Origin of the sequence: Paraburkholderia sp. DD10, from assembly GCF_049177125.1 — a bacterium.
GTDB classification, from domain to species: Bacteria; Pseudomonadota; Gammaproteobacteria; order Burkholderiales; family Burkholderiaceae; genus Paraburkholderia; species Paraburkholderia terricola.
In genome coordinates, this window is sequence record NZ_CP185392.1 from 2,820,802 (window position 1) to 2,846,125 (window position 25,324).

A 25,324-nucleotide genomic window follows, 5' to 3' on the forward strand; every position below is an offset into this window, starting at 1 on the left:
GAGCCGCTGGGTTCAGCGGCCCGCGCGCCGGTCAATGCGTTAGACCCGCCTCACTGCATGAACTTGAGCCAGCGCGCCTTCGCCTGGATGCCCGCGTCCGAGGCCCACCAATCTTCCGACATGAGCGCCTGCTTCGCCGCGTTCTCCGGCGAACTCGGCAGTTCGCTCGCGCGCTTCGCGTCGATCTTGCCCGTTTTGAAGGCGGCCGGATTGCCCGGACCGTAGTCGATATAACGCGGCAGATTCGCCTGCAATTCCGGCGAGACGGCGGCGTTGACGAACCTGATCGCGTCGGCGAGATTCGGCGCGTTCTTCAGCACGCACAACTGCGTGTTCTGGAGAATGCCGTCGTTGAAGGTGAAGTCGACATCGGGATTGTCCTTGCGCACGGCGCTCGCGCGGCCGTTCCAGATCATCGTCATGTCCACTTCGCCGTCGTGCAGCAATTGCGCGGACTGCCCGCCCGAGGTCCACCACACGGTCACGTCCGGCTTGATCTGCTGAAGCTTCCTGAACGCGCGATCGACGTCGAGCGGATAGAGCTTGTCGCGCGGCACGCCGTCGGCGAGCAGCGCGGCTTCGAGCACCGTCTGCGGATCGTTGCGCAGCGCGCGCGAGCCGGGAAACGCCTTCACGTTCCAGAAATCGGCCCAGCTTTGCGGCACCTTCTTCAACGTCTTCTTGTTGTAGCCGATCACCGTCGAATAGAACTCATAGGCGACCGAGTACGGCGTGCGGTATTTCTCCGGCATCGCGGCGCCGTTCGGGATCTTCGAGAAATCGAGCTTTTCCAGCAGACCCTCGCGGCCGCCGCGCAGACAGTTGGATGTCGGCGTATCCACCACGTCCCAGATCGGCTTGCCGGTGGCGGCCTGCGCCTTGATTTGCGGCCACGCGTCCGGAATGCTGTCCTGGTTGACGGTGATGTTCAGCAGCTTCGCCGCCGGGTCGAGAATCGCCTTGGTCTGCGCTTCCTGATACGTGCCGCCTTGCGAGACGAACGTGATTTTTCCCGCGGCGAAGGCGGGCGTCGGACACACAGTCGCGAGACTCGCGACCCCAAGGATCAGAACAGCGACAAGCGGGCGCAACGTTGGCTTCTTGATCACGACTTTGTCCTCGATACGGGTGAGCGGGTGAGCGAAAAATATCGTCTATGTAATGCGGCTTTCGTCGGCGCCTCGCGCCGGCGGCGAAAACGGCGGCGATGCGGGAAACGCAAAGGGGAGCGGGCCTTATACCGCGCGTTTGATCAAAATATAGTGAGTCTAATTTGCCGCGACAACGCCGGAATTGTTTGAGGGTCCATGACGTCACGTTATGACGATCGAATGACCCGTAGCCTGCTAAGCAGGAGCGGGGATCGTGCGACGCATGCCTGGGCCAGGTTGGCCGATGAGCCCAGCGGCGCTGGGGAAAGTACCAATAAAAACGCGCGGCCGTTCAGGCGCCGCGCGCGACTCATGGTGCGCCCGCTACGGCGCACCGCTCATTTCCCCGTTGGACTCAAGGCTGCCGCTGGCCGCCCTGGTGCTGCGGCGCTTTCTGCTGGTTCTGTTGCTGCTGGGCCTTTTCCTTGGCCGGCTCCTTCGGGTTGGCCGGCTGGGTGTTGGACTGCTTGGTATTGCTCATAACGACTCCCGTGTTGAGGATGACGCGCGAGCGGCGGCACTCACTTGCCGCTCTTCTTCGGGATCTTCGCGCCCGACTTGCGCGCCTGATTCAACGCAATGGCGACCGCCTGCTTTTGCGACTTGCCATGCTTGGTTTCCGTCTTGACGTTGTGCGAGACGGTCTCTCTTGAAGTTCCTCTCTTTAACGGCATGATGACCTCCAGTTGAGTTCGTCAAACTGCGCGCTTCACGATGCCGGCCGGCACCTGTTCGTCGGGCGCGCGAGGCACGCTCGATCGCTCGACATGTCACGCCTGTTGACGAGCAATGCGCGTGCCAAATGCGCGGGATGCGCCGCGTGGGAACAGTCGATGCTGCTTGCCTGCAACGGGCATCCGGCGAGGAATCGGCCGCGTGGGTCGATACGCCACATCGATCGCGCGTCTGTGATTTCAAAGCGCGGTCAAATATTCAACCGCCCGGGAAGTACTTACAACGCTCGCGGCCCCGCGCCGCCAAACCCTAGGAGAGTCGACCATGAACGACGCCGACCGCTGCATCGAAGCACTCGACAAGTGCGCCAGGGCGTGCGAGAACTGCGCTTCGGCGTGCATCGCCGAAGGCGCGCTGCCCGAGATGGAAAAGTGCATCCGGCTGGATCTGGACTGCGCATCGCTGTGCCGGTTCACGTCGGCGGCGCTCGCGCGCGACACCGAATTCATGCGTGATTTCTGCGACCTGTGCGCGCGAATCTGCGATTCATGCGCGGACGAATGCGGCCGTCATCCTCCGGCGCATTGCCAGGCATGCAGCGACGCCTGCCGTGCGTGCGCGGAAGCGTGCCGCGCGCTGTGAGCGCCGCCGCGTCGCTGTGAGCGCATGCTGCGCCTTGTCCTGCTGGCATTGACCGGCGCCGCGCTCGTGGGAGCGTGGCTCGTCGCCACTCAGCGCGTATCGATTCCCGAGCGCTGGAATCCGTTTGCACCGTTGAACGTTCAGGCGCCGCCAGGCCCGCTGACTTCGTGGAAGCTCTGGCGCGCGACGCGCGATCCGCAGGCCTGCCGCGCCGCGTTGAACACCTCGCATCTGACGTATGCGCCGGTCGCCGATCAGGCCACGCCCGAAGGTTGCGCGCTGCATGACGCGCTGCGCGTCGAGCGCCTCGACGAAGCGCGGGTGAGCAGCCGTTTTCTCGCCACCTGTCCGCTCGCACTCGGCCTTGCGATGTACGACCGCCACTACTTGCAGCCGGCCGCGCGCGCGGTGTATGGCGAGGACGTGCGGCAGATCCTGCACGTGGGCAGTTACGCGTGCAGGAACGTCGCCCGTGCCGCGCAAGGCTCGCTCAGCCAGCATGCGTTCGCCAATGCGATCGATATCGAGGGCTTCGTTGCTGACCGACGGCACGCGGATCACGGTCGCCCGCGACTGGGCGAGCGACACGCGCGCGGGCGCGTTCGTCAAGCTTGCGCACGACGGCGCTTGCAGCGTGTTCAATGCCGTGCTCGGCCCCGACTACGACGCGTTGCACCGCGCGCATTTCCATCTGGACATGGGCGCCTATCGGCTATGCAGCTAGCGCGCTTCGCTATGCGCCGACCGGACGGTCCAGCTCCGCGTCCCAATGTTCGTCGAGCCACGCGACGGCGCGCTCGTGCGCGAATTCGATCGCCTCGTGTTCATCGAGGAAATCGCGGTGGAACTCCATCTCATGGGTATCGTCGGCCGGGCAATCGTCCGCTGACGGCATATAGATTCGCGCATTGGCGACGATCGCGTCGCCGTCGAGGCTCGCGGTCGCGTGAATCGTGCAGGACTTGTACTTGAACTCCATGACGGTCTCCTTGATGCGAACCCGCAAGCATCGCAAGATGCGCCGGCGCGGGAAGGGTGGGCGATCCGCTTTGCCGCGGACGCTGTTTATTCTTTGCGGCGAAGCGCGGCCGCCGCGAAACCGGCCGCAAGCGCGGCGTAGATCAGAAACATCGAACGCCCTGACAGGTGCGCCTCGAAACCGGGCGTGAGCCGCTTCGGCACCGCGTGATAGTCGACCACGTAAGCCACTGCCGCCGTGGTGCCGGCCGCCGCCGCGATCGCCGCGGCGCCGGGACGCGCGCCGTGCGTGTTTTGCCGGCGCGCCAGCAGGGCTTCGAACAGCAGGCCCCAGAACACCGCCGCGGCCTGGTGAATCGCGAGGCCGGTCAACGTGAAACGCGCGCTCGGCCCAGTCTCGCTGAAGGCCCGCCGCGGCCACAAGCTGTGCGTCACCGCGTTGATCGGCGCGTAAGGCGTGCTGCCCTCGGCGGGCGCGCGCGCCGCGGCGGCGACGGCGGCGGCGCTGCCCGCCGCGCTGCCCGACACGAGCGCGCGGCGCATGATGCTGGCGAGAAGAGTCATTGCCTGGCCTCCCAATCGAGCACGTCACGGTCCGGGCCGCTGTCGCGCAGGCATCGGTCTATCAGGAAACAGGCGCGTTCGACACCCGCGCGCAACGCTTCCTCGCGCGTCAGCCATTCAGGCGTGATGGGCTGCGCGTCGGGCAACGCGAACGGCTTGCCCGCTTGCGACGCGACGATCACGTCCACCCATGCGCCCTGCGGGTTCTGCCGCGCGCTCACCGTCGCGTCGACGCCCCGATGCGTCAGATGCATCGTTCCACCGGCTTCGCCGGGGACGGCCGGCCCGACAGACGGGTCTTCGTTCGCGCGCGGGCTGTCGTGCGTCGCGGGCCCATTCACGGAGGGTCCGTTCGCGGCGTCGATGGGCGGCGCGCCATCTTGCGTGCGGGACGGGTCCCCGTGTGCCATGCGCATCTCCACATTGCGGTCGCTTCATCCGCCGTGGAGCAACGCTTGTGCCGCGAAGCCGAGATGGCCCGAAAGCGACCCGTCGATCGGCCGTGAGCCGCTCCACCAGCCTCTTCATCGCCACCGGGTAAGGTTTGCAAAGTGCCGGCAAGCCGCAGTCGTCTGCGCGCATGGCCGGCGCGTGCCGCGGCGGGCTGCATCTCCCCGCTTTCAGGCGCTGCCAGGCCTTGCCGACGGCGTTCATACTTGGCGGATCGAAAATTGCGAGTCATCGGTTCAAAGGTGACGAACATAAGGCCGACATGACTGCAAAAAGAGTCGTCGTCGTCGGAGCCTCCGTTGGAGGTCTCGCGGCGCTGAAAACGCTGGTGGGATCCTTGCCGCCCGACATGGACGCGGCCGTGCTGATCGTGATGCACATCGGCAGTTGGGACAGCGTGCTGCCTCAACTGTTGCAGAGGGAGACCGCGTTGCGCGTCGCCGATACGCGCGATGGCGAGGCGGTGCTGCCGTCGACGGTCTACGTCGCGCCGCCCGACCGTCATATGCTGATTCATCAGACCCGCGTGCGGCTCTCGCACGGCCCCAAGGAAAACTTCGCCCGGCCGGCGATCGACCCGCTGTTCCGCTCGGCCGCCGTCGAATACCGCTCGCGCGCGATCGGCGTCGTGCTCACCGGCGATCTGGACGACGGCGCAGCCGGCTTGCGCGCGATCACGGCCGCCGGCGGCGTCGCGATGGTTCAGGATCCGGCTGACTGCGTCGCCCCGTCGATGCCGCGCAGCGCATTACGGGCCACCCGCGTCGACGTCATCGCGCCGATCGACAAGCTCGGCGATGCGATCGTTGCCGCGGTGAAGGCCCCCGCACCCGAGAACCCGACGATGGAACACTCGACCGACAAAGCCGCGCTGGAAAGCCGCATCGCGCTGGGCCTGCGCTCCGAGCCCGCCGATCTCGATGCGATCGGCAAACGCAGCGCGCTCACCTGTCCGGAATGCGGCGGCATCCTGTGGCGGCTCGACGACGGCGAGCCGCTGCGCTTCCGGTGCCATACGGGCCACGCCTTCTCCGAACTCTCGCTGGCTCATGCGCAGAAAGACGGCACGGAAGACGCGCTGTGGGCGTCGATACGCCGCTTGCAGGAACGCGTGGTTCTGCTGCGCGAGGCGCTCGCTCACAGCGAGAAGCACGGCGACGGCAGCGTCGCGCCGCTGCGCGCGAGTCTGCAGCGGCTGGAGTCGGCGGTGAGCGCCGTGCGCAGCATCGCGCAGACGGCGGCCGAAATCGATTGAGCGCGCTTCTCCTGCCGCGCGCTTTGGCAGCGCTGCCGCGGTGCTATCGCGCTACCGTGCTGTCGCGAGATGCGCGTTGACCCGGATCGGCTGCGCGTTGTCGAAAGGCGGTTGCACGACGAAGCTGCGGATCACGTCCGGTTCGAATATCAGGCAGTAGGTCGAGCCGCCATACTGGAAGAAGCCCAGTTCCTCGCCCTTGCTCACGTGCTGGCCGGGGAACACGTCGATCATGCACGACGACACCTCGGCCATGCCGACGAAAACGCAGCCCACCTGCCCGATCGCCGGATCGTCGCAGTCGATCACGATCACGGCGCGCGCGGCGACCGCCGTGGTGTAGCCCTGCGAATCGTTCAGCCCGCCGGGGTCCTCGCCTTCCGACTCCGCGTCCGAATAGTAGGTCCCATCCACCTGGTACGCTTCACGAATCGTTCCGGCAACGGGCGCATGCCAACGGTGATAGTTGAATGCGCTGAGGAAAGCCTGATAGATCGAGCCGCCGACGAAGCGCTCGGCGAGTTCGCGCGGGCTGCGTTCGAGAATTTCCCTGACCGAGTACGGCTGCGACTTCAGCCAGAAACTGTCCTCGAACCTGATGCCGTGCCGCACTTCATACGGCGATGCCTCGCAGGCGCTCACGATGATCTTGTTATCCCCCGCTTCGGCGAGCGGGCGCGCGCCGGGCTTGAACTGGCGGGTAAAAAAGCTGTTCCATGAGGCAAAGCCCCAATGCGGTTCGTGCGGATCGCACAGGAACTGCGAGATGCCCAGCCGCTGTTGCGCCTCCTCGCAGAACCATCCGTCCGGCGAGCCGTTCAGATGCATTCTCGAATGCGGCCCGCTCAGGAAACCGCACCACACATTGAGAACGCGCTTGAGTCGCGCGTTGAACGCCGGGTCGCGAAACACGGCATACCCCGAGGGCATGCACATCGGCCAGTCGAGCAGCGCGTTGAGCGGACAGTGAATCAGGCTCGACTCGCTGAAGGGCGGCGCATACGTCGTCACGTAGTCGATGATGTCGATCAGCTCGCCGATCGTCGAATAGCCGAGTTCGTAGCCGGCCGACTGCGCCTGGTCGATCGCCCGGCTCAGATTCATTCGCAGCACCGTGTCGCCTTCGATCAACGCACGCAGTTCATCGACCACGTGGGTGCGCGGCGCGCTGGCCGCGCGTTGCCGCGCCCGCCGCGCGAGTTCCTTCCTGAACGCGACGAGTTCGGCTTCCTTATCGGGCAGCCATCCGCCGAGGCGGCGCCGTTGTTCGAGCGGTTTCTTCGATTCACTGGTCATCGGGTGGCTCCGGCAATGAGATTGCCGAGGCGCTGCAAAATCCATTCCCCGCATGGCGATGCGCTTGCGGCTGAGCGCTGAAATCTATCGGCGCGTTTGTCTATTCGCCCGCCGCCTGTCCCGTTTGCGTCGAACTGGACAGTATGGCCGGCAGCGACGGATTTTCCGGCTGCGTATAGCGCGCCTGCACGGCGGTTCGAATCAGGTCGAGGCTCTCCGCCGGGCTGAGGTGACGATCCCGTTCGATCTGCCGCGCCTCCTGCGCCAATTCGGCATCGCCGATTTCGTTCTCGAACCAGCGGGAATAATCGCCGCGCTCCAGATGGAATTGCCACGTCGCCGGGTCGACGCCCTCGGCGATCTCGAGGAACAGAATCAGATTGTGCGCACGCAGATTCAGCGCGCCTTGCGGGCCGCGAAAGTAAAAGCTGCGTTCGGGAATCAACATCCCCTCGGCATACTTGCGGCGATGTCTGCGGCGATGCTCGTTGCCCGGTTCGAGCAGAACGACGCAAGGCGGCTGCGCCTCGTCGTCGACGCGCCAAAACAACGCTTCGCCGGGTTTGGACGGCAACGCCGCGGACGTCGGCGCGGGACGGCCGACCGCCGCCGCGAATTGCGCCAATGCGGCGCGAGCGTCGCGCCCCATCGCGAGCACCGTGTTCACCTGGCGCAGGAACGCGGGCGACACCTGATCGGGCGACACCGTGATCGCGAGCGCGGTTTCGAGCGCCTCGGGAATCGTCTGCGCGACGCCCGCCCAGTCCGCGGGAAACAGATGATGCGCTTCCTCGAACACTAGCCAATGCGGGCGGCCGGTTTGCAGACGCAATTGCTGGATGTGCAGCAACAGGGCCGCGCAAAAGCCCGGCCGCTCATCCAGCGGCACCCGCAGCAAGTTGGCCGCGACAACCGGCACGCCGGGCCGCCGCAAGAGTTGCAATACCTCGTCGAGCGGCGGCGCGGTGTGCGCGTCGCCCACGGCGATGATGCTGTCGTCGCCGCCGTAGTCGCCCTCGGGATCGATGATGCACAACTGGCAGCCGGCGGCGGTCAACCGTTCGAGCAAGCCGGCGGTCGCGGTGGACTTGCCGCAACCCGACTCGCCCACCAGCAACGCCATCGTGCCGTGCGCCGGGAAGCCGAGCGGCGCTTCGTCGGGCGCGTCGCGGCGCTGGCCGAGCGTCACCTGATTGCGCATCGCGGGGCTCGCATGGCTGCGCAGATCGTCGGCGACGAGCGCATCGACCAACTCGGCGACACCCGCGCCGGCCGCCTGGCGCGTGACCCAGACCGCGTGTTCCTTCAGGGCCGGCAAGGCGTTCGCCACGGCCACCGGAAAACCGCACGCAGCGAGTAATGCATGGTCGTTCTCGGCGTCGCCGATCGCGACCACGTTGAACGGCGACAGCGCGAGATCGTTCAACGCCGCTTGCAATCCGCTCGCCTTCGAGACGCCCGGCGCGACGATCATCACCGCGTCGCCGTTGAAAACGATCTGCAATTCGAGGCCGAGATCGCGAATGGCCGCGAGCGCGGTTTGTTCGTTGGGCCGCATCATCGCAACCAGCGTTTCGCTGACGCTGAAATCGCCCAGGCCGCGCTTGCGCAATTCTTCCGCGAAGCGCGGAGGCGGCGCGGGGGCGAGCAGGCGGCGTTCGCCGCTCGACGGGTCGTACAGTACGCCGCCGTTTTCCGCGACGACGCGCGAGAACACGTCGAGCCGCGGGCAGATATTCAGAAGATCATCCAGTTCCCGTCCGCTGACGAGAATGGCTTGCCGCCCCGAGGCCCGCAGCCGGTCGAGCGCGGCCCAGGCCGCGTCGCCGACCCGGCCGTTGGAAGCGAGCGTGTTGTCGTAGTCGGTCGCAACGGCGAAAAATCGCATCCTCTTTCCTCCTTCGATTGACTCATTCGGTTCACTCATTCGACTCACTCATTCGACTTACTTAGGCGCAGCAGCGGCTTGCATCGGCGCGGGCATGTCCGCCTCGCGCGTACCCCGGGACTCGCCGGCTCTGCGCGCGTTGCGGAGTTCTTCATAGACGCCGAGGTATGCGTCGACCATTCGCTGAACCGTGAAGCGCCGCTCGAATTCCTCGCGGCAACGCACGCGGCTCAACATGCCGACACGCTTCACCGCCGCGACGGCTTCTTCGACCGAATCGACGATGAAGCCGGTCACGCCGTCCTCGATGATTTCCGTCACCGAGCCGTTGCCGAACGCGATCACCGGCGTGCCGCATGCCAGCGCCTCGATCATCACAAGACCGAACGGCTCGGGCCAATCGATCGGGAACAGCAACGCGCGCGCGCCGCCGAGCAAGTCGCTCTTGCCCGCGTCGTCGAGTTCGCCGCGAAAGCGCACGTGCGGCATGTCGAACAGGCGTGCGATGCGCTTCTCGTAGTAGTCGCGGTCGCCGTTGTCGATTTTCGCGGCGATCTCGATCGGCACACCGGCGCGCGCGGCAATCTCGATCGCCAGGTCGGGCCGCTTGGCCGGCGCGATACGGCCGAGGAATGCAACATGGCCGCCCGCTTCGGCGCGAAAGCGATACAGCCGCTCGGGCAAGCCATGACCGATGGTCGCGCGCCAGTTCGCCCACGGCACCGGCGCGCGCTGCGCGTTCGAGATGGAGACCAGCGGTATGTCGGCGAATTGGCGGTACAGGTCGGCCAGGCCGGGCACGTCCATGCGCCAGTGCAAGGTCGTCACGCTCGGGCAAACCAGCCGGCGCGCGAACGGGAAGCCGAGGTAATCGGTGTGGAAATGCACGATGTCGAACTCGGCGGAGCGCCGCACGACCTCTTCCAGCATCGCGAAGTGAAACGCCTGCGCGTCGGCGCTGTTCTCGATCAACCGCACGGCGCACGCGCTGCCGGGCACGAGGTGCGCAGCGGTGGACGAGTCGCCGCTGGCGAACAGCGTCACGTCGTGGCCGCGTTCGACGAGGCCGTCGGTCAGCCAGCCGACCACGCGCTCGGTTCCGCCATAGGCCAGCGGCGGCACGCGCTCGTACAACGGAGAAACCTGTGCGACTCGCATTCCGATTCCTTGCTGAAGGCCACCCATGCCGGCAACCGCGCATGGCGTGTGCCAGCGACGCGGGCGGTGCGATGCCCCGAGCGAAGCGCGGATGCCGCGAGTCGGTGGAAAAAGATACGCGTCAGCGGTGAAGAGCCGTGACGGGCGCAACGTTTGCTGCGCCAACACGTATCGCAACAGCACGGCGGGGAAATAATGGAATTCGACTACAAGGATTTTCATATCGACGCCACGCCGTTGAGCGAAGGCGGCCACTACTTCGCACGCGCGAAACTGTTGCGCCGCTCCGCCGACGGCACGCAACTGGTCGAGCAGAAATGGTCAGGCGACCTGGGGCAGTTTCCTTCGGAACGCGATGCGATGGAATACGCGCGGCGCTGGGCAATCGAATGGGTCGATGAAAACGGTTGAGCGCGGGTTAGGCGCGGGTTAAGCGGTAGCGCGCAATGAAGCCCTACTGATCGCGATTGCCGATGAACCCCGGCAGCGCTCGCGCCGCGTCGCTGCGCGCGGCTTTTATCGAGGCTAGAAGCGCGCTGGTGAAAGCAACGGTGTCGCTTCCCTCCAGTTGCACGGCGCCGCGGATGAAGTCCGTCCAGATGAAACTGCTGCACGTCGCGTGAGCTTTGCGATAGGCGCCGGCGCGTCTCGTCAACGCCGCAAGACTTTGATACGGATCGTCGCGCATCAGTCCGACCGTGACGGGAAGCTCGCTGGCGTCGCGACGCCGCCCGAATTCGTCATAGGGATGCAGCCAGCTTCTTTCAGCGAGCGCGGTCCAGATGCCGTTTGAGCAATCCGTGGGCAAGTGCGCCACGATCTCGACGGGAACCTTCTCGATGCCGCAGTCATGCCAGGCTCGCGCCCAATGATGATGATCGACGATATGCAAGGAGCCGTCCGCGGCGCGCGCGCATTTGATCGCGTGCTTTTCCATGAAACGCTTGCGCGCGCCGTCCTCCATCCGCCGCATGATGTCGATCTTGACGGCGACGTAGATCAGACCCACCGTTATCTGCGTCGGTCTTAAGAGGATCAATGGTAGCCAGAGCATCGCGGGTTTCATTCGTGTTACGCCGTGATCTATCGCCTGTCATGCAAGCAACGTTTGGCCGATGCCGGGTTTCCCGCCCGACGCCATGCAGCGCGAGCGACGGCGCGCCCGGCCGTCACCCGTGAGCGCTGCCCGTTACCTTGCCGGGAGGTTTTTTCGCATTCCGTCGATCGTCGCGAGGGTCGCGGCGCTCGCCCATCGCGGCGGCTATCTCCGCGCCGAGCAGGAATACGGCCGCCGAAAAGTAAAGCCACATCATCAAGACCGCAAGCGAGCCCGCCGCGCCGAATGAGTTCGCCGTGCCGGCATAAGCCAGATAGATGCCGAAGAGCCGCCGTCCCACGGTGAAGAGAACCGCCGATACCGCCGCGCCGCTCAATGCCTGAGTCCACCGCACGCGCGTATCCGGAAGCCAGCGCAATAGCGCGGCGAAAGCGGCCCATAGTACGAGCAAGCCGAACACGGTCTGCGCGATCTGCGCCGCGACGGCCAGCGGCGAGTCACCGAGTATTCGATGTCCGACGTAAGCGATCGCCGCATCGAGCACGAGCGAGACGACCAGCAGAAAGCCGACGCCGAGCACCAGGCCCACTGAGATGAGCCGCGCCCGCACGAGCAGCGCGAGCCCCGCCATGCCCGAGCGCTGTCGCGCTGAAAAAACGACATCCAATGCGGTGTTCAGCGAACTGAAGGTGGCCGACGCGCCGACGATCAGCAGCCCCGTCGACACAAGCGCGGCGAGACCGCCGCCGCTCGCGCGATGAGCATGTTCGACAATGGTTTGCATCGCCATTGCCGCGTCCTTGCCCATGACGTCGCGCACTTGTGCGAACAGCCTGCCGCTTGCGGCCGACTCGCCGAAAAACCAGCCGGCCACCGTCAGCACGATCAGCAGCGTCGGCGCGAGCGAGAAAGCCGAATAGAAGCCGATGCTCGCGGCGAGTGTCGTGCAGCGGTCCGATGAAAAGCGTTTGAGCGCCGTTAGGGCGACGCCCCGCAAATTGCGTGTGCCTCCTGGCTTGTGCGCGAATTGCAGCGGTCTCGAAGTCATGGCGCGGCTCACTGTCTAGCGGTGGAAAGGGCGAGCCGCCTGGCATCCCCGCGCACCGCTCGCCCGCATCATGACGGATACGATCGCTCCGGGGCCGCGCCTCGCCTCCACCTGGCTGGCAGGCGAGCATCCCGCATGCCCGCCGCGCGAAGCCGGCGCTGAAGACCAACGAGATAAGCGCGCGCCGCCGCGCGCTAGCGATACGTCCAGCGGCGGTGCGTGAGAAAGGAAAGCGGCGTGACCGCGCAAACCACGAGAGCAATCCCGATCCACGGCCCCGCTCCCGCAACTTGCGCGAGCGTCGATACAAGGCCGGTCAAAGCCGCACCGCCGAGCGACACGGCGATGAATCGCCAAACGTTGCGCACGCGAAGCGACGACGAAAAGCTCCACAGCGTATTCACCAGATACGACCAACAGGTCGCGCAGGCGAACGCGACCGTGTTGGCGAGCGTCGGCGAGACACCGGCGCGCGAGATCAACACCACGGCAATCGCGATATGCAGGCCTGTCGCCGAGAGTCCGCATACGCCGAAGCGCATCAGCCGTATCAACTCCGTGCGCTTCGTCATGGGTGCTTCACCCTGTGCGTCACTTCGCGCTCAGCACGGCGAGCAGCGACACGCCGCACGGCAATGCGCCGCGTGAAACCCAGTGACGCTCGGCGCTGAAGATCCGGTAAAGCAGCGCGTTCAGCGCACTGGACGGCACGGCGTCCCCGCTCGACTCGCCGCGTCTGAACAGGCGATCGGCAAAACGCACGGCGATCGCGAGCGGAAGCAGCAGCGTGTTGAAGTACGTGATGCGCTCGATGCGATACCCCGCTTTTGCGGCGCACGCCGCCAGCGTCGCCCGGCTGTAGCGCCGATGGTGATGGAGATGCACGTCGTGCGCGCTCCACAGCCATTGATAGGCCGGCACCGTCACCACGACCTTTCCGCCCACGGCCAGCACGTCCCGCATGCGTTCGAGCGAAGCGACGTCGTCGGCGATGTGTTCGAGGCAATCGAAAAAGCAGATCAGATCGAAGCGTTCGCCATGGAACGGCAGATCGTCCGGGCATCGCCCGGCGCGGATGTCGAAACGCGCACCGGTGCTTTGCGCGGTCAGCCTGCGCGCCGTTTCGTCCATTTCCATTCCGCTCACGCTGCCGAATCCGGCCAGCATGTCGAGGTTGCCGCCGGTGCCCGAACCCACTTCGAGCACGCGCGCACGCGACGGCAACGCGAGGCGACGCAACACCGAACGCAACACGTCGCGCCGGCCGCGAAACCACCAATGTTCGGACTCGGTCTCGGCCATCTGAAGATAAGCGTCGGGGGACATGATTCGCGCCTCCGTTCAGCGGCTCGCGAAGCGCACGCGCTTGCGTGCCGCGTCGATCCGTACCATGTTCGACGCGCGCGAACCGTTGCGCCCGACCGGCAGCGTGCTGATCTTGCTGTTCTCCTGATAGCGGCGGCGCACGAGATAGACCGGCCGCCCCTTCGTCTCGTAGTAGATGCGGCCAATGTATTCGCCGACCACGCCGATGCCGATCAACTCGATGCCGCCCATGAACAGCATCACGGAAAGCAATGACGCATAACCCGGCACGGGATTGCCGAGCCACAGCGTGCGGCCGATGATGAAGCCGCCGTACACGAAAGCCACGGTCGCGATCGCGAGACCGATATAGGTCCAACTGCGCAGCGGCACGGTGCTGAAACTCGTGATGCCTTCGAGCGCGAAATTCCACAAGCGCCATCCGGAGAATTTCGAACGGCCCGCGCTGCGCGGTTCGCGTTGATACTCGACGATCACGGTGCGATAGCCGACCCATGCGAAGAGCCCCTTCATGAAGCGCCGCCGCTCCGGCAAATTGCGCAGCGCGTTGACCACCTGGCGGTCCATCAAACGGAAATCGCCGACGTTTTCCGGCAGCTTCACTTCGGAGAGCGCATTGTGAACGCGATAGTAGATCGAGGCGGCGGTGCGCTTCGCGAACGTATCGCATGCGCGGTTGGCCCGCTTGGCGGCCACCACTTCCGCGCCTGCGCGCCAGTGTTCGATCATCACCGGAATCAGGCTCGGCGGATCCTGCAAATCCGCGTCGATGGGAATCACCGCGTCCCCCCACGCTTCGTCGATGCCGGCCGTCAGCGCGGCCTCCTTGCCGAAGTTGCGCGTGAGGTCGATCACGCGTATGCGCGGGTCGCGCACGCTGGCGGCGATGAGCTTGTCGAGCGTGCCGTCGTTGCTGCCGTCGTTGATGCAGACGATTTCGAAGCGCGTCGATTCGATGCCTTCGAGCACCGGAACGATCTCGCTAAAGAAATGGCCGACTGCCTCGCCTTCGTTGTAGAACGGCACCACCAGTGAAATCAATGGAATATTGTTATGTTCAGACATGATGACCTCCCCGTAATTCTGATTTGACGCCTCGTGCGGATGAGCCGTTACTCGTCTCTCATTCGTCCACGTAAGCTTGCAAGACCGGCGCCGCGCGCCGTTCGACCGCGATGCGCCCGACCAGCATCGCGAGCGTGGTGAGCGAAATCAACGGCATGAACTGGAACGGCCCCATGGCGACGATCAGCATGCCGGCAAGCGGCGCGATCCACAGGACCACCAGCCATTCGCGTTCGCCGCGCCGCCAGCCTTCGGCCAGCGCATGCCGGCAATACCACGCGATCAACACGCCATACCAGGCGAGGTCGTAGTCGTAAAGATAGGGGCTCACGAACAGGCTCGCGCAGACCAGCGTGGCGGCGCGCAGCGCGTGCGAGCTTTCGCGTCCCCATGCGTAGCAGACCGCCGCCGCGGCGAGCAGCGCACACGCGCCCTGCGCCGCATAAGCGAGCAGCGCGGGCGCGTGCAGCAGCGTCGCGAGCGCGAAGAGGGTCGGCATGCGCGCGAGCGTCGCGTGCGCCGATTCGATGCTGTAGGTGGCGATCCCCGTGTTATGCAGGAACGCGCCCAGCGTGCCGGTGCCGAATGCGAGCAGCGAGAAGCCGAGTGTGGCCCCCGCCGTCACCACCATCGCGGCCAGCGCGCGCCACGAACGAGAGCACAGCAGCGCCAGCGGAAACAGCACCACCAGTTGCGGCTTCATGCACAAGAGGCCGAAGCAGATGCCCGCCGCGACCGGGCGGCGACGCAGCCACACGAGGCCGCATCCGGCGAGCGCGGCCGTCAGCAAACCGTTTTGCCCGACGGTGATGACGAACAGCGCGCCCGGAAAGAACAGCGCGGGCAGAAGGGCATGCCGGTCCGGCAAGATCGTGCGAATCGTCTTGACGAATAGCAGATACGCGCCGCCGAGCCACACCGCCGCCGCCAGCTTATAAGGAAGCAGCGCGAGCGGAACGATCATGAGCAGCGCATTGGGCGGGTACAGCCACGGCAGGATGCCGTCGACCGTGGCGAAATGCGGCATCGCGCCGATCTCGATCAGCGAAAGCGCGTGCACGTTATAGGCGTCGACCGCATGCCCCTGCAGAGCCATGACCGCCGCGCTCCAGAACGGCAGGAAGTCCACCATGAGCGGACTGATCCCGCTCTGCGTGTTCAGGCGGAACAGATAGATCGCAACGAACAATGCGAAGCAGGCGAACACGACGAGCGGATAGAGCCGCAGCCGGTTTGCATTGAGCCAATGCGGACGCCGCCGCGGACCCGCCACCTGCAACGCGGGCAAAGGCCGTGACTTCGACGGCGCATGACGGAACGCGTGCGGATTCATGCCGTCACCTCTGTGTCGAGCCGCGCGCGCCGCACGATGACGAGCAGCACCAGCAGCAGCACCATCGGTCCGATTTGGGGCAAGTGAGTCAGGCGATTGAACAGTTCGTATACCGGCAGCAGCCACGCAAGCACCAGAACAGTCTGCTCGCCGCGCCGCCAGCCTCTTTCAAGGCCACACGCAGCAAGACAGGCAAGCGCAACACCGAGCCAGGTCAGTTCGTAAAACCATACGTACGGATTGGCTAGCAGCGTCGCCACTGCAATCACCGCGGCGCGCATTCTCAGATCGTCTGTGCATCGCCACACATAGCACGCTGCCGTAGCAGCGATCAAGGCGACAGCGCCTTGCGCCGCATAAGCCATGCCGGCAGACGCATCTGCGAGACGCAGGGCCGCAAACGGCGTCGGAGACGAAGGCCAGTACAGGACGCGATTCTCGAGCACCAACTCTCGCGCCAGGCTGGTGCCGACTATAAACGCGCGGAGTGATTGCGTGCCGCACACGAGCACACTGATTCCAACAAACCCCGCAGCGCTGATTGCCGCAGCCCACATGGTTTTCCATGCACGCGCCGCTATCAGCACAACCGGAAATAACACGGCTAATTGTGGTTTGGTTGCCAGCAAACCGATACAGATTCCCGCTCGTATGGGATATCGTTCCGTCCAGCGAACGGCGAACGCCATTAGCGCGGCGGTAATCAACGCATTCTGCCCAACGATTGCTGCAGCAAAGACGCCTGGATACGCAAGCACAACGAGGGCAGCAAATTTCCGTTGCCGGAACTGAGCAGCGAATCCGGTAACGCCCAGCGTGCCAGCCGCAAACAGCCGCGCGCCGACGCAGACAAACATCAAATAGCAGAGGGGGTACGGCAAAAGGGAAAGCGGCGCGACGAGCAGCAGCAATGTGGGCGGATAAAGCCACGGCAAGAAACCGTGCAAACCGAATAGCGCTGCCTCGGCGCGCGCAAACGTCGGATAGTCGTAGACCGCCGCCGGCGTAGCGTGCAGCATCACGTGCGACGCAGTCCAGAACACCGAAAAATCGACGCCGGGTCGGGTAACGTCAGTTGCCATGAAACCGCCGCTAGTCCAGCCCCATGCCGCCAGCATGATGGCGCAAAGCACGAGCATCGTGCAGCTATAAAGCAGCACCCGTTCGCGCGTCAGCCAGCTATGGATGCGATGTTCCGCACCAAGCGTTCCCCGATCCCAAAGATACATGATCCCCGCCTCACATGAGGTCCGAATGTTTTTCTACTCATCCGGTCGATTCGTTTTTTCTTTCTATTCCTAAGCTAGCGAAGTGAACGTCGCGCGCTTACGGTCGATTCATTGTTGTAGGAAATATTCAGACTTTCAACCCATCGTTTTCCTGCCCAGCCGAGGCAGGTCCGAAATCAACCCCTCGAAGCGGAAATTCGGCGCGATTTCGAGCGTGCCGAAGAGGTCATGTTTCACGCATGCAACGGTTTGGGCTGGCAAGCCGATTGAAAACCTCCCGATATCGACCGCCGAGGCGTTGAACTGGTCCCAGGGTAAATCGCTAGAAATTTTGCGCAGCGCCTTGATTGGCGGGCCTCCGCGGGTTTTTCAGCGTGGCCGGCCGGCACCCGAAAACGTCGCAGATCGGAGACAACCTGTGCTTCAGGAACGCAACCGAAGTGCGGACGAATCGGCGTCAACGCCGTCTTTCCTGGCATTTGGGGTCGCTGGCCTGGAGCTTGCAAAGGGGAAAGCGCGGAAGTCGACGACGTGACGACCGATGCGATTCAGGCAGCAGCGACAAGCGAGAGCCTGAACCGCGACGGAAGTCAGCCACGGGGAAGTTCGTCCGCATGCGCTGCTGCAAGAACATCACAGCGCGTGTGGATGGAACAGAGGGTGGTCGCCGACTGACTAGCGGGCTCCAGCTCACACCGGAAGCCAATAACGAGCAACGAAGCAGAGGACCACGAGATGAAGAACCATCAAACCAAGCGGCGGACCCACCGCCGCAACAGCGACTCGAACGCTACGTTCCCTGCTGCCATTGCATCGATCGTCCGCGGCGCGCACCAACGCGCTGAAGGTGATCTTCATGGACCGTGCGCCCGGCCGATCGCCGCGCTCACGCTCCCCTATCCGTTTCCTCGCAAGGAATCCCCGGCCCCGACCGGTTTGCACGCTCTTGCGCGCGCACCAACACGTCAGGTCTAGATTCGACGCCGGTTTTTTCCGTAGTGCCCTGTAGTTCCTTTGTAGTTCCTTCCCTCAGCCTGTTCAGGTCAAGGGCTTATTGTTGCCATCCAAAGGAGTTAGCCATGCAAAACATCATCGCCCAAGCCAAGCGTTTCGTTCGTGACGAAGATGGTGTCACCGCCATTGAATACGGACTTATCGCCGCGCTGATCGCGGTCGTCATCATCGGTGCGGTCAAGACCGTTGGCGAAAAGCTGGACTCAGTGTTCACCACGATCGGCTCGGAACTGTAGAGACGGGATTGACGGGTGAGCGGTTTTTCCGTCTCTCCCGTCTTCCTTAAGATCGTTGCGGGCCCGTTGCCAAACGGGACCCGGCAACGAACCCATTCAGGAGATCGTCATGCATGCATGGAGCGACGTAGTGAAGCAGCTTCTGCGAGACGAAGGCGGCGTGACTTCGATCGAGTACGCGTTGATCGCGTCGCTGATCGCGGTGACGGTCCTCGGCGCCGTCGCTTCACTGGGCAGCTCCGTGAGCGATCTCTATCAGCGCATCGCGACGAAGGTCGCGGCGGCGCTCGCATGAACGCAGAAGAACGAGACCGGACACGTCATGTTACTGCCGCCCCAACCCATTCCCGCATGCGTGATCGCGCTGGCCATCGTGACCGCCAGCACGGACATCACCAGCCGGCGCATTCCGAACCGGATCATCGCGCTCGGCCTCGCCGCCGCGCTGGTGGTGCAGGTGTGGCTGCAAGGCCCGCTTGCGGGCGGCGCGGACTGGTTGATGGGCGCGTTGACCGGCTTCGCGGTCCTGCTGCCGTTCTATCTGCTGCGCGGCATGGCGGCCGGCGACGTCAAGCTGCTGCTGACGATCGGCGCCTGGGTCGGACCGGCGCTGACCGTGCGCATCGCACTGGCGACGTTCGTCATCGGCGGAATCTGGTCGCTGTGGGTCGCCTTGCATCAAGGCCGCATGCGGCAGTTGCTCGTGAATCTCTGGTGCATGACGACGAGCGCGTGGCGCCCCGCACAACGGGCGAGGAATCGTGAGCATCTGCAGGTCGAATCGGTTGGATCACTGCCCTACGGCGTCGCCATTGCCGCCGGGACATTAGGTGTGTTGTTCGCATCGGCTGCGTAGCCGAGCAATCCGGGGTTGCCTTCGATACGAGGCAGCTAACAGCGGTACAGCCTGTAGCGCCAGTGGCAAACGGCGCTGGAGAAAAGAGCGATGAACCAGCACAACATCGAAAGCGCGACGCTTGCCCAGGTGACGCGCCTTCCCGAGCCGGCGCCCTCGCATGGGCGTCGCGCGGAGGAATCCGCCGTGTCGCTGCGTGCGCCGCGCACGCTGGCCGAAACGGGCTTGCCTCTGGAATTCGTGAGCCGCCTCGTGCTCAAGTCCGCGCTGCTGCACGGCAAGTCGAGCTTCGCCGAACTCGCCGAGCGGCACCGCTTGTCCATCGGCGTGCTCGATGAAGTGCTGGCCTTTCTCGTGCGCGAGCATCTTCTGGAGATCACGCACCGCGGCGCGACCGACATGGACGTGCAGGTTCGTCTCACGGACAGCGGCCGCACGCTCGCGCAGGACGACATGGCGCGCTGCCGCTATTGCGGCCCCGCACCCGTCGTCTTCGAAAGCTATGTGCAAAGCGTGCGCGAACATTCGGTGCGCTGGCTGCGCATCACGCAAGCGGAGGTGCGGGCGGCGTTCCACGGCGTGGTCATCGATCCGGCGCTGCTCGACGCCGCCGCCGCCTCGCTCAATGCGGGACGGCCCTTGCTGCTGCACGGCCTCGCGGGCAGCGGCAAGACCTTTCTCGCGGAGCGGCTCGGCCTGCTGTTGCGCGGCAACGTGCCGATTCCTTACGCGCTCTTCGTAGGCGGCGAAATCATTCAGCTTTACGACCCGCTCGTGCACCGCGACGCGCCCGAGCAGGAGCCGGCGTCGACCGCCGACCGGCGCTGGCGCATGTGCCGCCGCCCGGTGGTGATCTCCGGCGGCGAACTGACGCTCGAGGGGCTCGACCTGCGCTACGACGCCGCGGCCGGTTTCTATCAGGCGCCGCCGCACATGAAGGCGAGCATGGGTCTTTATATCGTCGACGACCTCGGCCGCCAGCGCATCGCGCCGCATGAACTGCTCAATCGCTGGCTGATGCCGCTCGATCGTGGCGTCGATCAATTCACGCTGCAATCCGGCTCGCGCTTCATGGCGCCGTTCGACGTCTGGCCGGTGTTCTCCAGCAACCTCACGCCGAGCGAATTCGACGACGCCTTCCTGCGCCGGCTCGGTTCGAAGCTGTACGTCGGCCCGTTATCGGTCGACGACTACCACGCGGTCTTCAACGCCCGCTGCGCGGCGCTCGAACTCACCTCGAGCCAGGCCGTATTCGATTACCTGTTGCACAACCTGCACTTCCCGAGCGGCAGACCGTTCCTCGCCTGCTATCCCGGCGACCTGCTCGATCTGTTTTCCGCCGCGGCGCACTACCGGGGCGCGGCGCGCGAAGTGACGGAAGAAGGACTGCGCGACGCCTGGCATAACTACTTCGGCATCGCGACCGACCACGACGCCTCTTACCCACCCACGGCCGACCGGCCGGGCCGACAGTTGGCCGCCGGTTGACCGGCAAGTGTCCAACGACCTACGCAGGAGTATCACCATGAAAAACAGTCGCGCTTTAGTCATGCTGGCCATCGCCGTCCTGGCGGGTCTCGCTGCCGTGGTCTTCGCCTCGCGGTGGCTGATGCAAACCTCGTCGAGCGCCATCACGCCGATCGCGGTCGCCGCGGGTGACGTCAATCTCGGCGAGCCGCTCAACGCCGGCCTGATCCGCACCGTCAACTGGCCGACGGGCAGCGTGCCGCCCGGTGCGTTCACCGATCCGAAAGCGCTGGAGGGCCGCGTCGTGCGCACGAGTCTCGGCCGCGGCGAGCCGGTGATCGAGTCGAAGCTCGCGCCGATCGGCACCAAGGGCGGCCTGTCGGCCGTGATCGGCGAAGGCAACCGCGCGATCACGGTGCGCGTGAACGACGTGGTCGGCGTCGCGGGCTTCGCGCTGCCGGGCAACTACGTCGACGTGATCGTGAACACGCAGGAGCCGGGCAAGGCCGATCAGCAAAGCATCTCGAAGATCGTGCTGGAAAAGATCCTGGTGCTCGCGGTGGCGCAGCAAGTGAATCGCGACGATACCGCGCCGAAGGTCGTCAACGCCGTCACGCTCGAAGTCTCGCCCGTGCAGGCGGAAAAACTCGATCTGGCGCGCAGCGTCGGCACGCTCTCGCTCGTGCTGCGCAATCAGATCGACAAGGCCACGCTGCCGACCGTCGGCGCCACCAAATTCACCTTGCTCGGCACCTCTGCCGCCGTGCCCGCCTCGGCGCCGGCCGCCTTGCCGGTTCAGCCGGCGAAGGTGCGTTACGCCGCCCGGCCGGCCGTCAAGCGCGATTGCGTCGGCGTGCTCTCGGGTGTGCTGGGCAGTGTCGAATGTTTCTAAACCGGACGCGGCGGCATCCGCGAAGACGGAACGCCGCAGCTGACACCAAAGCAAAGATCAGAAATCTCGATTCACAAAGATGTCGGGAATGGGGGATGAAGAAATGAAAACAAAACTGGGGTTCTCATCCGGCGGCGCAAAGCGTGGCCGCTCGCTGGGTGGCGTCGTAGTCGCCTCGGCACTGTGCGCCGGACTAATGGTTGCGCAAGGCAGCGTGGCGCAGGAAGCATTCGAGGGTCCGGCGCTCGCGAAAGCGCGGCCGAACACGCCCTTGCCCGGCGGCCGCGTGCCGGGGCAGATGATGCTCGCCGCGGCGCCGACGCCGGCCGGCGGATCGGCCGCGCCGCTGCGCGGCCCGGACTGCACCGGCGCGGTCCATGAGCAAACCAGCGTCGTCGTGCCGGTCGGCAAGTCGGCCCTGCTGCCGCTCGCCGAACCGGTCCGCAACCGCACGCTCGGCAATCCGACGATCGTGCAGGCGACGCTGGTATCGCCCCGCACGCTGTACCTCGTCGGCATGGCGGTCGGCACGACCAACATGATCGTGCAGGGACGCAGCGGCAGTTGCCAGATCATCGACGTGATCGTCAACATCGACGCCAACGGCGTGCAGCAATCGCTCGGCCAACTGTTGCCCGCGGAGCGCGGCATCCGCGTGTCGACCGCGGCGGGCAACCTGGTGCTCGGCGGCCACGTGTCGAGTTCGCCGGCTGCCCAGCAGGCGATGGAAATCGCCAAGGCTCACGCGAGCGCCCAGCCCACGCAGCAATCGCAAAGCGGCACCGGCACGATGGGCAACGGCAACAATGTGGCCCAGCAAAGCTCGAGCACCAGCAAACCCGCCGACGTCATCAACATGATGGTGGTGGATGCGCCGCAACAGGTGATGCTCGAAGTGAAGGTCGCCGAGGTGTCGAAGACGCTCATCAATCAGATGGGCGCCGCATTCAACATTCAGGGCGGCTTCGGTTCATGGAGCGGCGCGCTCGTGAGCAACCTGCTGGCCGGCGTAACCAGCTTCGCCGCGGGCAACAAGGCGAACAACCGGCCGTTCGGCTTCGCGGTCGACGCGCAGAAGACCGACGACCTCGTGAAAATTCTGGCCGAGCCGAATCTGGTCGCGATCAGCGGACAGGAAGCCACCTTCCTCGCGGGCGGCAAGATCTTCATTCCGGTGCCGCAGAGCAGCAGCACGGGCGCGACGACCATCACGCTGCAGGAAGAAGAGTTCGGCGTGGGCCTGAAGTTCACGCCGACGGTGCTCGCCAATGGCCGCATCAGCCTGAAGGTCGCGCCCGAAGTCTCCGAACTCTCGCCGACCGGCATCACGCTCAGCGCGACCAACGTGAGCGGCGTCTCGATCCTGCCGCTCATCACGACACGCCGCGCGTCCACGGTCGTGCAGATGAGCGACGGCGAATCGTTCGCAATCGGCGGGCTCATGAAGAGCAACGTCACCGGCGCGCTGAAGGCGGTGCCCGGCATCGGCGAAATTCCAGTGCTCGGTGCGCTGGCCCGCAGCACGTCGTTCCAGCAGGACCTGACCGAGCTGGTGTTCATCATCACGCCGCACCTCGTCAAGCCGCTGCAGACCGCAGACTATCCGCTGCCGACCGACAGCTTCTCGCCGGCCAATGCGGTCGATGTCTACGCCACCGGCAACATGGAAGGCCGTCATCCGAAGCTGAAAGCGCCGGCAGCGACCGCCGCGCCCAGCGCCGCGACGCCGGAGATCGCAGCGCCTGGCAATGTCACACCTGCCGCATCCGCCGCCGCGCCTGCCAACGCCACACCCGCCGCCGCGCCTGCTACTGCACCCGCTACCGCGCCGGCTTCCGTGAAGCCGCAAGCACCGCAGCCCACGCCCACGCCGGCGCGTCAGGAACCGACGGAAACCGTGCTGCGGCAGCCCGACGCGCCACCGGTCACGTCGGCCGCGGTGCCGGCGACGACGGTCACCGTGGAACCGCTGGCGGAGACGCCGACGCCATCCGCCGACTCCGCGCAGGCCGCTCGCGCCGCCCGTATCGAAAGCGCGGCGGCACGGATCGCCGCGCGCACGGCGAAGCAGGAAGTCGCGAAAGCGGACGCTTCGAGCACCGCGCTCCAACATTGATGTGATGCCAAGGGGAATCTCATGAAACACCAACACTTTGCTTTCGCACGCTGGACCGCGCTCATCGTGCCGGTCTGCGCGGCGCTCGGCGGTTGCATGACCAGCACGCCGATCTGGGATGCGCATATCGGCGAGGCGCTGAAAAGCGTCACCCAGGCGCAGATCATCGATCCGCACGCGGCGGAACACGCGCAAGCGGCACAGGGCGTGGACGGCAAGGCCGCGGCCTCGGCGATGAACACCTACGACAAGTCGTTTCAACAACCCGTGCCGACACCGAATGCATTCGTCATCGGCGTCGGCAGCGGGGGCGGCAGCCAGTAACGACACCATGCACCGGGGGGCGTCATGTATCGCGTAAAACAATCAGGGGGATACCGCGCGGCTCGCCGCGGCGAACGCGGCGCGGTATCGATCATCGTCGCGGTGTCGCTGGTGGCGTTGATCGGCTTCGTGGGTCTCGCACTCGATCTCGGCAAGCTGTACGTCGCCAAGAGCGAGTTGCAGAACAGCGCCGATGCCTGCGCGCTGGCGGCCGCGCGCGATCTCACCGGCGCCACCGTCAATCTGTCCGTGCCCGAGGCCGCCGGCATCACGGCCGGCCACCTCAACTACGCGCTGTTTCAAAGCGGCGCGGTGCAACTGACGACCGACAGCAGCGTGCTGTTCAGCGATTCGCTGAGCAACCCGTTCCTGCCGAAGAGCGCCGTCGCCAGCCCGGCGAGCATGAAGTACGCCAAATGCACGACGTCGAAGTCGAACATCGCGCACTGGTTCATCCAGGTGCTCGGCGCATTCACCGGCGCGACCATCGCCAACGCGACGGTTTCCGCTTCGGCGGTCGCGACCGTCGGCGCGGCGCAAACCACCTGCGCGATTCCGGTCTTCATCTGCAAGCCGGGAACGGAGGTCACGCCGCCCATCGTGGGCGCGAGCTATACGATCGGGCAGTGGATCGCGTCGAAAAGCGGCTCCTCGCCGGCCAGCGGCCCCGGCAACTTTGGCTGGGCCGCCCTCGACGGCAGCAGCAATGCGGTCGCGATCAAGAACGAATTGACGGGGAATTTTTGCAGCCTGCCCGCGGTCGGCGCGAGCATCGGTTCGACCGGCAACAAGGTCGCCGACGCGGGCGCATGGAATACGCGCTTCGGGATCTACGGCACCTCGTTCAAGGGACCTCAGGACGGCGCGCCGGATTTCACGGGATATGCGTACACGGAGACCACCTTTAGCTCAAAGTTCAACGCCTATAGCGACTTCGTCAGCAAGCGCAACACGTTTCAGAGCTATCAGGGCGACACGCTCTCCGGCGTCGACACCAAGGGCTCGTTCAGCGCCGGCAACTATCCGCTCGGCGCCGACCGGCGTCTCGCGCTCGCCCCCGAACTGGATTGCGGCACGCTGGCAAGCGCCCACAGCGCCCCGGTCGTGACGTGGGATTGCGTGCTGATGCTCGATCCGATGGGCTCCACCGGCACCGCCGGGCCGGTCCATCTCGAGTACCGCGGTTCGTCGTCGATGGCGGGAAGCCCGTGCGCGACCCAGGGCGTGCCGGGCTCCGGCAGCTCGGTCGGACCGCAAGTTCCCGTGCTGTTGCAATAGGGGCCGTCATGAAAAAACACTCTTCC

At 65.3% G+C, this 25,324-nt stretch carries 28 protein-coding genes and 1 pseudogene; 13 read left to right on the forward strand and 16 right to left on the reverse strand.

The window, feature by feature from the left end; genetic code table 11:
* Positions 1-50 precede the first annotated feature (50 nt).
* From ACOCG7_RS12810 to ACOCG7_RS12820, 3 genes are all read right to left on the reverse strand, one after another.
* On the reverse strand, positions 51-1,109 hold the full coding sequence (locus ACOCG7_RS12810) for an ABC transporter substrate-binding protein (protein ID WP_073428858.1): 1,059 nt from the start codon (positions 1,107-1,109) through the stop codon (positions 51-53).
* A 397-nt stretch (positions 1,110-1,506) separates the two neighbouring features.
* Positions 1,507-1,632 (reverse strand): hypothetical protein, encoded by a 126-nt coding sequence (locus tag ACOCG7_RS12815; RefSeq protein ID WP_268801993.1) that lies wholly within the window; start codon positions 1,630-1,632, stop codon positions 1,507-1,509.
* A 40-nt stretch (positions 1,633-1,672) separates the two neighbouring features.
* Positions 1,673-1,825 (reverse strand): DUF6496 domain-containing protein, encoded by a 153-nt coding sequence (locus ACOCG7_RS12820; protein ID WP_167363281.1) that lies wholly within the window; start codon positions 1,823-1,825, stop codon positions 1,673-1,675.
* A 325-nt stretch (positions 1,826-2,150) separates the two neighbouring features.
* On the opposite strand from ACOCG7_RS12820, the gene ACOCG7_RS12825 reads away from it, so the two are divergent.
* From ACOCG7_RS12825 to ACOCG7_RS12835, 3 genes and pseudogenes are all read left to right on the forward strand, one after another.
* Positions 2,151-2,468: a four-helix bundle copper-binding protein gene (locus tag ACOCG7_RS12825; protein ID WP_073428859.1), complete on the forward strand. Its 318-nt coding sequence runs from the start codon at positions 2,151-2,153 to the stop codon at positions 2,466-2,468.
* A 24-nt stretch (positions 2,469-2,492) separates the two neighbouring features.
* Positions 2,493-2,942: pseudogene (locus ACOCG7_RS12830) on the forward strand (extensin family protein); the annotation flags it as partial.
* Between the two features lie 37 nt (positions 2,943-2,979).
* Positions 2,980-3,192 (forward strand): extensin family protein, encoded by a 213-nt coding sequence (locus ACOCG7_RS12835; protein ID WP_421375711.1) that lies wholly within the window; start codon positions 2,980-2,982, stop codon positions 3,190-3,192.
* Between the two features lie 9 nt (positions 3,193-3,201).
* Here ACOCG7_RS12835 and ACOCG7_RS12840 read toward each other — a convergent pair whose 3' ends face one another.
* From ACOCG7_RS12840 to ACOCG7_RS12850, 3 genes are all read right to left on the reverse strand, one after another.
* Positions 3,202-3,447: a hypothetical protein gene (locus tag ACOCG7_RS12840; RefSeq protein ID WP_083081416.1), complete on the reverse strand. Its 246-nt coding sequence runs from the start codon at positions 3,445-3,447 to the stop codon at positions 3,202-3,204.
* Between the two features lie 86 nt (positions 3,448-3,533).
* Positions 3,534-4,010, reverse strand: coding sequence for a hypothetical protein (locus ACOCG7_RS12845; RefSeq protein WP_421375714.1), 477 nt, complete (start codon positions 4,008-4,010; stop codon positions 3,534-3,536).
* Entirely contained in the window at positions 4,007-4,420 is a 414-nt protein-coding gene (locus ACOCG7_RS12850; protein WP_421375716.1) for a DUF6566 family protein, read from the reverse strand. Before ACOCG7_RS12850 ends, ACOCG7_RS12845 begins: the two co-directional genes overlap by 4 nt.
* Before the next feature lie 302 nt (positions 4,421-4,722).
* On the opposite strand from ACOCG7_RS12850, the gene ACOCG7_RS12855 reads away from it, so the two are divergent.
* Complete coding sequence (locus tag ACOCG7_RS12855; RefSeq protein ID WP_421375718.1) at positions 4,723-5,715, forward strand: chemotaxis protein CheB; 993 nt, start codon at positions 4,723-4,725, stop codon at positions 5,713-5,715.
* A 51-nt stretch (positions 5,716-5,766) separates the two neighbouring features.
* Here the strand turns inward: ACOCG7_RS12855 and ACOCG7_RS12860 are convergent, their stop codons facing one another.
* From ACOCG7_RS12860 to ACOCG7_RS12870, 3 genes are all read right to left on the reverse strand, one after another.
* The gene (locus ACOCG7_RS12860; protein ID WP_421375720.1) at positions 5,767-7,011 is read right to left on the reverse strand and encodes a phosphatidylserine decarboxylase family protein; all 1,245 of its coding nucleotides are present in this window, start codon (positions 7,009-7,011) and stop codon (positions 5,767-5,769) included.
* Positions 7,012-7,111: 100 nt separating this feature from the next.
* Complete coding sequence (locus ACOCG7_RS12865) at positions 7,112-8,899, reverse strand: HAD hydrolase family protein (RefSeq protein ID WP_421375722.1); 1,788 nt, start codon at positions 8,897-8,899, stop codon at positions 7,112-7,114.
* Positions 8,900-8,956: 57 nt separating this feature from the next.
* Positions 8,957-10,057 carry a glycosyltransferase family 4 protein gene (locus ACOCG7_RS12870; protein ID WP_421375724.1) on the reverse strand — a complete coding sequence of 367 codons (1,101 nt, stop codon included), beginning with the start codon at positions 10,055-10,057 and terminating at the stop codon, positions 8,957-8,959.
* Between the two features lie 195 nt (positions 10,058-10,252).
* On the opposite strand from ACOCG7_RS12870, the gene ACOCG7_RS12875 reads away from it, so the two are divergent.
* Positions 10,253-10,468, forward strand: coding sequence for an HlyU family transcriptional regulator (locus ACOCG7_RS12875; RefSeq protein ID WP_154873042.1), 216 nt, complete (start codon positions 10,253-10,255; stop codon positions 10,466-10,468).
* A 43-nt stretch (positions 10,469-10,511) separates the two neighbouring features.
* On the opposite strand, the gene ACOCG7_RS12880 is transcribed toward ACOCG7_RS12875, so the two are convergent.
* The 7 genes from ACOCG7_RS12880 to ACOCG7_RS12910 all read right to left on the reverse strand — a co-directional run bounded on the left by ACOCG7_RS12880 (position 10,512) and on the right by ACOCG7_RS12910 (position 17,115).
* Complete coding sequence (locus tag ACOCG7_RS12880) at positions 10,512-11,123, reverse strand: ParB/Srx family N-terminal domain-containing protein (protein WP_154873041.1); 612 nt, start codon at positions 11,121-11,123, stop codon at positions 10,512-10,514.
* Positions 11,124-11,226: 103 nt separating this feature from the next.
* A complete protein-coding gene (locus tag ACOCG7_RS12885; RefSeq protein WP_310118410.1) occupies positions 11,227-12,162 on the reverse strand; it encodes a YihY/virulence factor BrkB family protein in 936 nt (311 codons plus the stop codon).
* 194 nt (positions 12,163-12,356) lie between these two features.
* On the reverse strand, positions 12,357-12,734 hold the full coding sequence (locus ACOCG7_RS12890) for a GtrA family protein (protein ID WP_073428869.1): 378 nt from the start codon (positions 12,732-12,734) through the stop codon (positions 12,357-12,359).
* Between the two features lie 19 nt (positions 12,735-12,753).
* On the reverse strand, positions 12,754-13,488 hold the full coding sequence (locus ACOCG7_RS12895; RefSeq protein ID WP_421375727.1) for a class I SAM-dependent methyltransferase: 735 nt from the start codon (positions 13,486-13,488) through the stop codon (positions 12,754-12,756).
* A 15-nt stretch (positions 13,489-13,503) separates the two neighbouring features.
* On the reverse strand, positions 13,504-14,553 hold the full coding sequence (locus ACOCG7_RS12900) for a glycosyltransferase (RefSeq protein WP_154873038.1): 1,050 nt from the start codon (positions 14,551-14,553) through the stop codon (positions 13,504-13,506).
* 58 nt (positions 14,554-14,611) lie between these two features.
* Complete coding sequence (locus ACOCG7_RS12905; protein ID WP_421375730.1) at positions 14,612-15,886, reverse strand: glycosyltransferase family 87 protein; 1,275 nt, start codon at positions 15,884-15,886, stop codon at positions 14,612-14,614.
* Entirely contained in the window at positions 15,883-17,115 is a 1,233-nt protein-coding gene (locus tag ACOCG7_RS12910; protein WP_421375732.1) for a glycosyltransferase family 87 protein, read from the reverse strand. Before ACOCG7_RS12910 ends, ACOCG7_RS12905 begins: the two co-directional genes overlap by 4 nt.
* A gap of 1,079 nt (positions 17,116-18,194) precedes the next feature.
* On the opposite strand from ACOCG7_RS12910, the gene ACOCG7_RS12915 reads away from it, so the two are divergent.
* The 8 genes from ACOCG7_RS12915 to ACOCG7_RS12950 all read left to right on the forward strand — a co-directional run bounded on the left by ACOCG7_RS12915 (position 18,195) and on the right by ACOCG7_RS12950 (position 25,298).
* Entirely contained in the window at positions 18,195-18,365 is a 171-nt protein-coding gene (locus ACOCG7_RS12915; RefSeq protein WP_114164180.1) for a Flp family type IVb pilin, read from the forward strand.
* Positions 18,366-18,474: 109 nt separating this feature from the next.
* A complete protein-coding gene (locus tag ACOCG7_RS12920) occupies positions 18,475-18,660 on the forward strand; it encodes a Flp family type IVb pilin (protein WP_073428875.1) in 186 nt (61 codons plus the stop codon).
* Between the two features lie 27 nt (positions 18,661-18,687).
* On the forward strand, positions 18,688-19,221 hold the full coding sequence (locus ACOCG7_RS12925) for an A24 family peptidase (RefSeq protein WP_310128591.1): 534 nt from the start codon (positions 18,688-18,690) through the stop codon (positions 19,219-19,221).
* A gap of 90 nt (positions 19,222-19,311) precedes the next feature.
* Positions 19,312-20,709 (forward strand): ATP-binding protein, encoded by a 1,398-nt coding sequence (locus tag ACOCG7_RS12930; RefSeq protein ID WP_421375735.1) that lies wholly within the window; start codon positions 19,312-19,314, stop codon positions 20,707-20,709.
* 37 nt (positions 20,710-20,746) lie between these two features.
* Positions 20,747-21,580 carry a Flp pilus assembly protein CpaB gene (cpaB, locus tag ACOCG7_RS12935; RefSeq protein WP_073428878.1) on the forward strand — a complete coding sequence of 278 codons (834 nt, stop codon included), beginning with the start codon at positions 20,747-20,749 and terminating at the stop codon, positions 21,578-21,580.
* 103 nt (positions 21,581-21,683) lie between these two features.
* Entirely contained in the window at positions 21,684-23,696 is a 2,013-nt protein-coding gene (locus ACOCG7_RS12940) for a type II and III secretion system protein family protein (protein WP_421375737.1), read from the forward strand.
* Positions 23,697-23,717: 21 nt separating this feature from the next.
* Positions 23,718-24,020, forward strand: a complete 303-nt coding sequence (locus ACOCG7_RS12945) for a hypothetical protein (RefSeq protein WP_083081436.1) — start codon at positions 23,718-23,720, stop codon at positions 24,018-24,020.
* A 24-nt stretch (positions 24,021-24,044) separates the two neighbouring features.
* The gene (locus ACOCG7_RS12950; RefSeq protein WP_421375740.1) at positions 24,045-25,298 is read left to right on the forward strand and encodes a pilus assembly protein TadG-related protein; all 1,254 of its coding nucleotides are present in this window, start codon (positions 24,045-24,047) and stop codon (positions 25,296-25,298) included.
* Positions 25,299-25,324: the final 26 nt, after the last annotated feature.